Origin of the sequence: Streptomyces sp. CC208A, from assembly GCF_030010625.1 — a bacterium.
Classification (GTDB): Bacteria; Actinomycetota; Actinomycetes; order Streptomycetales; family Streptomycetaceae; genus Streptomyces.
In genome coordinates this window covers 457516-468671 of sequence record NZ_JASCXN010000002.1, presented here as the reverse complement: position 1 = coordinate 468671, position 11156 = coordinate 457516, and the positions used below count along the sequence as shown (strand labels likewise).

Below are 11156 nucleotides of genomic sequence, written 5' to 3'. Positions count from 1 at the left end.
TCCGCCGCCCGCCTTGGCGGTGAGGACGTAGAGCGCCGCGGGGACGGCCATGCCGCACAGCGCCGCGACGACGGGCAGCGCGGCGGTGGCCGGGGTGCGGAGTTCCCCGACGACGAGTTCGCGCTTGAGCTCGATGCCGGCGACGAGGAAGAAGACCGCGAGGAGCCCGTCGGCGGTCCAGTGTCCGACGGAGAGGTCCAGGCCCAGGGCGGGTATGCCGAAGTGGAAGTCGCGCACGGCCTCGTAGGCGCCGCTCCACGGGCTGTTCGCCCAGACCAGTGCCACCACGGCCGCTGCCAGGAGCACGAGCCCGCCCACGGTCTCGGTGCGCAGCGCTTCGGCGACCGCCTGGCGCTCCGGCCAGGGAAGCAGTCCGAGGACGGTCCTGCGAGGGCGTGCCTGGGTCATGGAAAGGGCCCTCCGGGGCATGTCGGCAGACGGGCGCACAGGCCCTCGGACGCCGACCAGACTTCCCGGCACACCAGCATCGTCGTTCTTGATGCGTTCTTCACAGCCTATCGGGTGATCGTGGCTCTCACCAGGGCGTCTTGTGGCTGGTGACCGGCGTGAAAGGCGAGGGCGCCCGTATCCGCCGCGGTGTGCGGCGGGTACGGGCGCCCTCGGGAGACGGGTCACCGGGGAGGCGGTCAGGCGATGGTCTTCGCCGGTTCCCGGTCGGTGTCGTCGCCGTCCTCGTCCGTGTCGAGACCGGCGTCGCGGCGCTTCACGTAGGAGAGGAAGGAGTTCAGCTCCCGCTTGACGACGGGGGCGAGGAGGTACAGGCCGATGATGTTGATGACGGCGAGCATGAACAGCACCGCGTCGGCCATGTCGATCAGGGTGCTCAGGCTGAGCAGGGCGCCGGCCACCGCGAACAGGGTGTAGAAGACCTTGAACGTCAGCTCGCTGACGCGGCTGCGGCCGAACAGGTGCGTCCACGCCTTCATGCAGTAGTAGCCCCAGGTCAGCACCGTGGAGAGGGCGAACAGCATGACCGCGATGGTCAGGATGTACGGGAACCAGGGCATGACGGTGGCGAAGGCGTCGGAGGTGATGGTGACTCCGCCGATGGACTCGCCCTTGCGGGCCTCGCCCCAGCTCGCCGGGTTGGCGATGACGATCGTCAGCGCGGTCATCGTGCAGATGACGACGGTGTCGATGAACGGTTCGAGCAGGGCGACCAGGCCCTCGCTGGCGGGGTGCTTGGTCTTGACGGCGGAGTGCGCGATCGGGGCGGAGCCGAGGCCGGCCTCGTTGGAGAACGCGGCCCGCTTGAAACCGATGATCAGCGCGCCCAGGACACCACCGGCGACACCCTGCGGGTTGAAGGCGCCCTCGATGATCGTGGTGATCGCGGACGGCACGGCGGTGACGTTGACGAGGATGACGACGAGGCAGGCGACGATGTAGATGCCGGCCATGGCGGGGATGAGCTTGCTGGTGACGGCGGCGATGGAGCGGATGCCGCCGAGGAGCACGATGCCGACAAGGGCGGCGATCAGGATGCCGAAGAAGAGGGCACCGGCGGAGCCGCCCATCAGGCCGCTCTCGCCGCCGGTGACGGAGACGAGCTGGGCGTAGGACTGGTTGACCTGGAAGAGGTTGCCGCCGAAGAGGCCGAAGAACAGGACCATGAAGGAGGCGAGGACCGCGAGGACCTTGCCGAGGGTCTTGCCGTTCTTGCCGAAGCGCTCCGCGAGGCCCTTGGGCAGGTAGTGCATCGGGCCGCCGGAGACGGTGCCGTCGGCGTGCACCTCGCGGTACTTCACACCGAGGGTCACCTCGACGAACTTCGTCGCCATGCCGAGCAGACCGCAGAGGATCATCCAGAAGGTGGCGCCGGGACCGCCGATGGAGACGGCGACGGCCACACCCGCGATGTTGCCGAGACCGACCGTGCCGGAGACGGCGGCGGTCAGGGCCTGGAAGTGGTTGACCTCACCGGTCGACCCCTTCTCGTCGTACTTGCCGCGGACGACGTCGACCGCCAGGCGGAACTTCCGGAGCTGGACGAAGCCGAACCAGCCGGTGAAGACGAGACCGGCGACGACGAGCCAGGCGACGATGAGGGGCAGCTCCGTGCCGCCGACGGGAACGGAGAAGAAGACGATCTCGCCCAGCTTGGTGGCGATGGGCTCGAAGAATCCGCTGACCGTCTTGTCGACGGACTGGGTGAAGGAATCGAGTGACACGGGGGGACCTCAGGTGCGCAGGGCCGACGCGCGGGAGGCTGCGCCGGTGGGGGGTGCGGTCTGTGAGCGAACGCCGTCGTCCGATCGGCGAGCGGGGCGATCGGTCTCCGCGGACTCGGAGCGTGATCACCTCGGTCGTACAGCCGGGGGGTGCCCGGCACCTCGCGGAGGCGGCGATGGGTGGTGCCACCTGCGAAGTTGCGCATTCCTACCACAGACCGCACCCCCCACCATGTGACGCACATCACAAAACGCACGGTGATCAGATGAAATGCCAGCAACCGTGACGTGACCGTTATCCGAACACCCCTGTCCGTTCATGGGGCACTTATTTCCGCACGTCAGGAGCGAGAGAAGGGGACGCGCCTGTCGGAAGACAGCGCGCACCTACTCGCCCTCGGGCTCCCTCGGCGTGCGGGGACCGGTGGCGAGGGGGCGCGTGTCGGCGTCGGCCTCGGCCGCGTCGGCCAGGGCCTCGGCGGCGGCTTCCGCGGCCTTCGCCGCGTCGTCGGCCGCCTGCTCGGCCGCCTTGTCGTCCGCGGACGACTCCCGGGTCGCCGGGGACTGGGGCAGCACCTCGTTGAAGGCGCGGGACACCCCCTGGAGCGCGGAGGTGAGCTCGCCGGGGATCACCCAGAAGGTGCTGCCCGCGCCCTGCGCGAGCTGGGGCAGCATCTGCATGTACTGGTAGGCGAGGAGCTTGGGGTCGGGGTCGTTGCGGTGCACGGCCTGGAACACCTCGTCGATGGCCCGGGACTGCCCCTCGGCCTTGAGGATCTCGGCGGTGCGGTTGCCCTCCGCCCGGAGCACGGCGGCCTGCTTGTCGCCCTCCGCGGTCAGGATCTGCGACTGGCGCTGCCCCTCCGCCCCCAGGATCGCCGCCCGCTTGTCCCGCTCGGCGCGCATCTGCTTCTCCATCGCGTCCTTGATGGACTGCGGAGGGTCGATGGCCTTGATCTCCACCCGGTTGACCCTCAGCCCCCACTTGCCCGTCGCCTCGTCGAGCACCCCCCGGAGCTGGCTGTTGATGGTGTCGCGCGAGGTCAGGGTCTTCTCCAGGTCCATCGAGCCCACGACGTTGCGCAGGGTGGTGACGGTGAGCTGTTCGACGCCCTGCAGGAAGTCGGCGATCTCGTAGGCCGCCGCCCGCGGGTCGGTGACCTGGAAGTACAGGACGGTGTCGATCTCGACGACCAGGTTGTCCTCGGTGATGACCGGCTGGGGCCGGAACGAGACCACCTGTTCCCGCAGGTCGATCACCGGATAGACGCGGTCGATGTAGGGGATGACGAGGTTGAGGCCGGGCCTGAGGGTGCGCCGGTAGCGGCCGAGGCGCTCGACGTTGCGGGCCCGCGCCTGCGGGACGATGCGTACCGCTCGTACGACGGTGAAGACGGCGAGCACCGCGAGGACCAGACCGGCTATGAGCAGTCCCGACACGTCCATGGCTCACTCCCGGGGATAGACGACGGCGGTGGCGCCATCGATTTCCATGACGTCGACGGTCGCCCCCGGGGGTATCACCAGCGTCTCGTCGTAGGCGCGGGCCGTCCACTCCTCACCGCCGATGCGGACCCTGCCGCCGAGCCCCGTCACCTCCGACACGACCCGGGCGGGCCGGCCGACCAGCGCCTCCACGCCGAACCTCTCGGCCGGGGGCCCGAACAGGTGACGCACCGCGAGGGGGCGCACCAGCACCAGGCCGGCCGTCGCCAGGACGGTGAAGACCAGGAGCTGCAAGGGCACCGGAAGCCCCAGGGCGGCGGTCGCCGCCGTGATCGCCGCGGCGACGCCGAGGAGCCCGAGGGCGGCGGTGAGCGTGAAGATCTCCGCCACCGCGAGCGCTCCCGCGGCGATCAACCAGACCAGCCAAAGACCCATGGCGCTCTCCTGGCGGGTGCGACTCCGCGGCGTGCTCGGTAACGACGTGCTTGAGAAAGCAGTGCGCCCTTTTGTCGTTATTACCCCGTTTCACCTTGGTTTACTCCGGGGTGCTCTCCGGCCGGTGCCGCGTGCCGTCCGGCGGGGCGCGCGAGCAGGTGGCGGGGGTCCGTCGCCCGGTTGATCGCCGCTTCGACCGCGGTGATGCGGTCGGCGAGCAGGCCGAGGGCGGCGACCGCCCGGGACAGGGGGTCGTCGTCGGAGCCGCCGAGCGCGCGGGTGCGGGTGTGGGCTGCGGTGATCTCGGCCCAGCGGGCGGCCTGGGCCGGGGTGAGGCCGCCGCGGAGCGCGGCGAGTTTGAGGAGGTTGGCCTCGGCCTCGGTGGTGAGGGTCTGGGCCTCGGCGGTGTAGTGGTCGTCGATGACGGCGTCGAGCTCGGCGCCGTTCATGGCGGGTGAGATGCGGGCCGCGATCTTGTTCATGGTGCGGTACGAGCCCTGGAGCCGGAAGGGCGGTTCGTCGCGGGCCTCGTCGGAGCGGGCGGCGGAGGCGATGTACTCCGCGTTGACGGCCAGGACGGTCTCGCGGGCGGTCAGCAGGTGGCGCAGGACGGCGAGGACCTGGTCGAGTTCGGCCGGGGCGTAGGGGTGGGCGAGCCGGTCGCGGCGGGCGGTCGGGTCTCCGGCCGCGAGGCGGACGAGCAGGTCCACGTCGGCGCGGTCCCGGCCGGCGAGCGGGGCGAGGAGGGGGTGGGAGGTGAGGGCGTTCTCGACGAAGCTGAGGGCGAAGACGTCCTCCTTGCCGGTGAGGACGTCGCCGAGGTTCCACACGTCGGCGCGGTTGGCGAGCATGTCGGGGACGCGGAAGAGCCGTCCGGCCTCGGTGTAGGGGTTGCCGGCCATGCAGACGGCGAAGCGCTTGCCGCGCAGGTCGTGGCCGTTCAGGGTCCGGGTGGCGTCGCAGAGGGGGATGAACTTCTGCAGGAACTCGGGCGAGCAGTGCTGGATGTCGTCGAGGTACAGCAGGACGTTGTTGCCCGCCGCGAGGGCGAAGGCGATCTTCTCCAGTTCCCGGCGGGCGGTGGCGTCGGGGGCCTCGGCGGGGTCGAGGGAGGCCGTCCGCTGGCCGAGGGCGGGGCCGTCGACCTTGACCAGGAGCAGGCCGAGGCGTTCGGCGACGTACTCGATCAGGGTGGTCTTGCCGTAGCCGGGCGGGGAGAGGAGCAGCAGCAGGCCGTGGGAGTCGCCGCGCTTGGCGTCGCCGGCCGCGCCGAGCTGCTTGGCCAGGTTGTCCCCGATGAGGGGCAGGTAGACCTCGTCGACGAGGCGGTTGCGGACGAAGGAGGCCATCACCCGCGGGCGGTGGTCGTCCACGCGGAGCCGGACGCGCTCCCGCTCGACGAGGGCGGTACGGCTCTGCTGGTAGGCGCGGTGGGCGGGGACGTCGTCGGTGGCGAACGCCCCGGTCCTGGCCAGGAACTCGTCCAGGCGGAGCTCCAGGGCGCGGCCTCGTACCCGGGGGTGGCGGCCGAGGAGGCCGGTGACCTTCGCCGTGGTCGGGCCCGTGACCTCGTACCGTTCGAGGCCGGGGCAGAGCTCGACGGCGACGGCCTCGGCGAGCACGTCCTCGTCGGGGTGCTCGCCCGAGGCCGACAGGTAGGCGGTGAGCCATGCCTCGACGTGCTGCCGGCGTGCGCCCGGCGTGGTGAGGGCGGCGAGGGAGTCGTCGTACTGGGAGGTGCCGACGGCGCGGCGGAACTTCTCCAGGAGGGTGCGGACCGGCGCGGACAGGACGAAGCCCCGGGGGTCGGTGGCGAGTTCCTCGACGAGGTACGCGGCGGCCGTCGGCTCCCCGATCTCCTCGGCGAGTTCGCGGCGCAGCCCGTCGAGGGCGGAGTGCGCGCCGAAGAGGTCGCGGGCCCGGGTCAGGGAGACCGCCCGCTCGGTCCACTGGGCGCGGGCCTCGGCGGGGGTGTCGGCCCAGTGGAGCTGGGCGGCCGTCCGGGCCCGGCCGGGGTACCGCAGCAGCCCGGCCGTCTCGTGCAGCCGGAGGACCTCCTCCAGGATGGCCGCCGCGTCGTGGTCGTGGACGCCCAGCTCGTACCCCTCGTCGTACGCGCTCCGCGCCGCGTGCCGCGCGAGCGCGGGGAGGTCCTCCCCCGCCAGGCGGTCGGCGCCGCGCTCGGCCAGGAGGCGGGCGGCCAGGTGTTCGGAGCGGTAGACCTCCGGGGACTCCGAGGGCAGCGGCCGGTCCCAGAAGCGGCGGGTCTCGGCGAAGGCCGGGTCGGTGACGGGGGTGCGGTAGTCGGTGCCGGTCAGGGCGAGGACGAGGGTGTCCCCCGCCGGGACGAGGGTGAGTTCGGGGGCCTGGCGGTTGACGGCGAAGCGGTGCCGGCCGAGCCGGATCGTGTCCCCTCCGTCGGAGAACAGTTCGGTACGGTCGCGCAGCGCGCGTCCGGCCTCCTGGCGGGCGGCCCCGAGGCGGCCCTCCAGTTCCTCCGCCCGGCTTCGGTCGCCGAGCTCCCGCAGTTCGGCCGCGGTGCGCCTGACCTTGACGACCATCGGGTCCGACGCGAAGTACGTGTGGACCTCGTCGAGGTCGGCCAGGGTCGCGGAGCGGCGGCCGATCGCCTCCAGGACCCGGTTCGCCGACTCGGCGAGCCGTTCCGCCCGCCGGGCGCGGGCGTCCTGGAGGGACTGCCGGCGGGCGGTGAAGGCGTCGTGGATCTCGGTGCGCTTCTCGGCCAGGTCGGTCAGGAAGCGTTCGGAGCCGGCGAACCGCGACTCCAGGTTCTCCAGCTGGACCATCAGCCGGCCGAGCTGCTCGTCGCAGCCCTCCGGTGTGTCGGCCGCGGCGAGCGCGCCGGTGACCGCCTGGCCGAGGAGGGCGAGTTCGGCCGCGAACTCGGCCGCGCCCTCCTGGTCGAGGAGTTCGGCGCGCCGGGTGGTGAGGACGGCCCGGGCGCGGTTCAGGGCGCCGAGGACGTCGGCGATCCGCGCGAGGATCGAGGTGCGGACGGTGGCGTCCGCGATGTCGAGGCCGGTGATGATCTCGCTGAGGGTCCGCAGGGCGAGGACGTGCTCGTCGATCCGGTCGCCCACGGGGCCCGCCTCGGCCGCGGTGGCCAGCTCCCCGGCCCGGGCGGCGAGCCGCTCCGCGTCCTCCTGGTGGGGGGCGAAGGCGTCCTCGCGGCGGAGGAAGGCGACGGCCCGGCGGGCGGCCGAGACGATGTCGGTCTCGACGTCGGCGGCCAGGGCGTCGACGGCGTCCGTGTCGGCGTACCGCAGCTCCTTGAGGGTCACCAGGTGTCCCTGGGCCTGCCGCAGTTCGGTGATCCGGGAGATCCACTCCTCGGCCGTGGCGGGGGCCTCGCCGTGGACGCGCCGCGCCAGCCGGGCGATCCGCTCGGCGGATTCCGCGAGCGCCTCGGCGGCCTGCCGGGTGAGGGTCGCCACGGTCTCGAACTCGTCGAGGACCTGCGTGAGCGTGCCGAGGAGCGCGTCAAGCGGGGTCCGCAGGTCGCCGGTCTCGGGCTCGCCGAGCCAGTGGTGGACGTCGCCGGCGCGGACGCAGGCGGCGAGGAGCGCCTCGTACACCTCGCCGGCGGGGGTGAGTTCGGTGGTCTGCCGGGCGATCGACAGGCAGTCGGAGATGCCGCGGACGAGGTCGGCGTTGCCGATGCGGCCCAGCGGCCCGTCCTCCGCGGGTGCCGCGTGGGTGTCGGAGACGTACGGCGTCCGCCAGAACTGCACCGGGTGGGTCCGTCCGGGCTCGCCGTCGCCGGAGCGCAGGACCACCATCGTGCCGTCGTCGAGCAGGGCGTGCCCGCGGCAGGAGACGGGGGCGGCGATCTCCTTGCGGATGAGGTTGTACGGGAGCAGGAGGCTGCGGCCCTCCGCCTGGGCGTGGAAGACGAAGAGGAGGTCCTCCCCGTTGGGGGAACGGATCGCGCGGTCGAAGGCGAGGCCCGAGGTGTCGGTGTCGAAGGTCTTCACCGTGCCGGAGGCGAGGCAGTAGCCGCCGGGGAAGACCAGTCCCTCGTCCTCGGGCAGGCGCAGGCACGCCTGCCCGAGGCCGTCGAGGCGGACCACGGTGCCGGTCAGGGTGTTGAAGACGAGGTGCCGCCGGGTCTCCTCCTTGTAGGGGCGGACGCGCACCAGGATCAGGGGGCCGACGGTGGCGTGGGCGACCTCGGCGTCGGCGAGGGACTGGAGCGGTTCGTCGACCGGTTCGGTGTGGATGCCCTCGCCGGTCTCGGTGTCGTCCTCCGTCTTCACGGTGAGGGCGCCGCCGACGGTGGAGACGAAGAGGCGGCCGTCGAGGGAGATGTGCGGGAAGCGGCCGGGGAGGTGGTCGTCGCGGGTGGTCTCCACCCAGTCGACCTCCTGGGAGGGCGGGAGGACGTGGTCCCGCTCGCCCTGGGCGTCCAGGAACCGGGTCTCGCCCGAGGGGCCGGTCGCCCAGCGCAGGACGCGGAGGTCCTCGGCCTTCTCCCCGGTGCGGAAGACGGCGAGGAGCCGGTCCGCGACCCGGCGCAGCCTCAGCAGGCGCGCGCCGCGGAAGTAGCGGTGCAGCGCCGCGAACTCCCGCCGGAAGCCGGGGTCGTCGAGGAGGCCCGGGACGGTGGTCTCGGGCAGCGGGTTCAGGTCCCGGTCGTACAGGGTGAAGACGTCGGCGACCGAGGTCTCGCCCTCCCCCGCGGTCTCCATGTGGCGGCCGAGGAGCAGCAGTCCTTCGCCGACGGGGACGAGGTCCCGGGGCAGGCAGGCGCGCTCGGTGCGGATGCGGCCGGTGCCGGTGAGGGTCAGCTCCCCCGAGCCGAACTCCGCGATCCGGGCCTCGTTGAGTGCCTCCGCGCGCCGGGCGAGTTCGCCGGCCTGGGCGGTGAGGCGGTCGCGGAGCACCGCGTACGTGTCCTGGTCGATTCCGGTGCTCATCCTCTTCCGCTCCTTGTGCGTGGTGATGGACGGGTCCGGTGCCGGTGACTCCCCCGTGCTCCGGCACCGGACCCGTTCTGACCGCTCCCCCGTGGGCGGTCAGTTCGTGGCCGCGCCGTTGAGCGCGGTGGCCTCGGCGGCCGGTGCGGGCGTCGTCTTCAGGAGGCCGGAGTTCCCGACCTTGGCGAGGAGCGCGGAGACGCTGAGGTTCTGCACGTCGGCGGTGGACAGGGAGCCGAGCACCTTGGTGAGGTCCTCGGTGAAGGAGCCGTCGCCGTTCAGCCAGGGGCCCGCCAGCGCCTGTGCCGTCCTGGAGTGGTCGACGAAGCCGTCGACGGACTTGCCGAGCGCGATGGACTGGACGAGCCGGTCGAGGAAGACGGACTCGCCGCCGACGATGTTGATGTCCGCGTTCTCCAGGCCGGTGGCCAGGACGGTGGCCTGTGCCTCGGCGACCTGCCGCTGGACGTCGAGTCCGGCGAGCCGGATGTCCTTCTCGGCCTCCAGGCGGAGTCGGTACTCCTCGTGGGTACGCGACGCCTCGTCGAAGGCGGCGACGGCGACGGCCTTCTGGTTGAGGCCCTCGGCCTCCGCCTTGAGCTTCTCGCCGATGGCGGCGGCCTCGGCGAGCGCCCTGGCCTTCAGGCCCTCGGCCTCGGCGCGCAGGCGGGCCTCGGTGGCCCCGGCCTCGGCGCGGCCGGCCTTCTCGATGGCGTCGGCCTCCTTCTCGCGGACCTGGGCGGCGGCGAGTCCTTCGGCGGCGGCCTCGGCCTGGGCGCCCTCGGCGAGGCGGATCTTGGCGCGGGCGTCGAGGTCGGCGGCCTTGTGGCGGGCCTCGGCCAGGGTGAGTTCCTCCGCGGCCCGGTGGACGGCGGCCTGTTCGGCGGCCTCGGCGGCCTTGATGTCCTTGACGAGCCGCTCCTGGGCCTCGGCCTCGGCGGCGATGACGAGGGCCTGCCGCTCGCGCTCGGCCTCCTCGACGGTCCGCAGCCGCTTGATGGACTCCTCCTGCTCGGCGACGGTGCGGTCGACGGCGACCCGCTCGCGGATGACCTCGGCGATGTCCCGGCGCTCGGCCTCGACCTCCTTCTCGGCGGCGATGCGGGTGAGTTCGGTCTCGCGGTCGCGGGCGATGACCTCCAGGAGGCGGTCCTTCTCGATCCGCTCGTTCTCGACGGCGATGACCCGCTCGCGGTTCTTCTGCGCGACGGCGACCTCGCGGGCCTGGTTCTCGCGCTGGATGCCGAGCTGTTCCTCGGTGCGCAGGAAGGCGCTCTGGGCGCGCAGCCGCTCCTCCTCCACGACCCTGGCGGTCTCGGCCTCCTCGCGGGCGCGGACGGTCTCGATCTCGCGCTTCTGCTTGATCTCGGCGTCCGCCTGGCGGCGCTCCAGCTCCAGGACGGCCTCGCGGGCGTCGACGTTCTGGCGGGTGATCTCCTTCTGCTCGTGCTGCCGCAGTTCGTTGGTGCGGACGTTCTCCGCCGCGGTGAGCTCGGTGATCTTGCGGATGCCCTGGGCGTCGAGGATGTTCCCGGCGTCGAGCTGGGAGAGGGGGGTCTGCTCCAGGTAGTCGATGGCGGCGTCCTCCAGGCTGTAGCCGTTGAGGTCGATGCCGATCAGTTCGATGATCCGGAAGCGCAGTTCCTCCCGCTTGGTGTAGAGGTCGGTGAAGTCCATCTGCTTGCCGACGGACTTCAGCGCCTCGGAGAACTTCGCGTTGAACAGCTCCTGGAGGGTGGCCTGGTCGCTGGCGCGGGCCGTGCCGATCGCCTGGGCGACCCTGATGACGTCCTCGGCGGTCTTGTTGACGCGGACGAAGAAGGAGATGCGGATGTCGGCGCGGATGTTGTCCCGGCAGATGAGGCCGTCCCGGCCGGTGCGGGAGATCTCGATGGTCTTCACCGAGATGTCCATGACCTCGGCCTTGTGCAGCACGGGCAGCACGACCTGGCCGGTGAAGGTGACGTCGACCTTCCGCATCTTGGAGACGATCAGCGCCTTGCCCTGTTCCACCTTCCGGAACAGGCGGCCGACCATGAACAGCGCCGCGACGGCGACGAGCAGGACAACGGCGACGAGCACGCCGATGCCCGAGGTGATGGCATCCATGAGAGAACCCCGTGTCGATCGAAGAAGGAGGGCGTGA

General features: G+C 71.9%; 6 protein-coding genes. All 6 read right to left on the bottom strand.

What is annotated here, in order from left to right:
• On the bottom strand, positions 1-408 hold a 408-nt coding region (locus tag QK442_RS04365), incomplete at its 3' end, for a Na+/H+ antiporter NhaA (RefSeq protein ID WP_282692444.1).
• 239 nt (positions 409-647) lie between these two features.
• Entirely contained in the window at positions 648-2192 is a 1545-nt protein-coding gene (locus QK442_RS04360; protein WP_282692443.1) for an alanine/glycine:cation symporter family protein, read from the bottom strand.
• 387 nt (positions 2193-2579) lie between these two features.
• Complete coding sequence (locus QK442_RS04355) at positions 2580-3638, bottom strand: SPFH domain-containing protein (protein ID WP_282692442.1); 1059 nt, start codon at positions 3636-3638, stop codon at positions 2580-2582.
• A gap of 3 nt (positions 3639-3641) precedes the next feature.
• Entirely contained in the window at positions 3642-4073 is a 432-nt protein-coding gene (locus tag QK442_RS04350) for an NfeD family protein (RefSeq protein ID WP_282692441.1), read from the bottom strand.
• A gap of 80 nt (positions 4074-4153) precedes the next feature.
• The gene (locus QK442_RS04345; RefSeq protein WP_282692440.1) at positions 4154-9010 is read right to left on the bottom strand and encodes a DNA repair ATPase; all 4857 of its coding nucleotides are present in this window, start codon (positions 9008-9010) and stop codon (positions 4154-4156) included.
• 99 nt (positions 9011-9109) lie between these two features.
• Positions 9110-11119, bottom strand: coding sequence for a flotillin family protein (locus tag QK442_RS04340; protein WP_282692439.1), 2010 nt, complete (start codon positions 11117-11119; stop codon positions 9110-9112).
• Between the last annotated feature and the right edge of the window lie 37 nt (positions 11120-11156).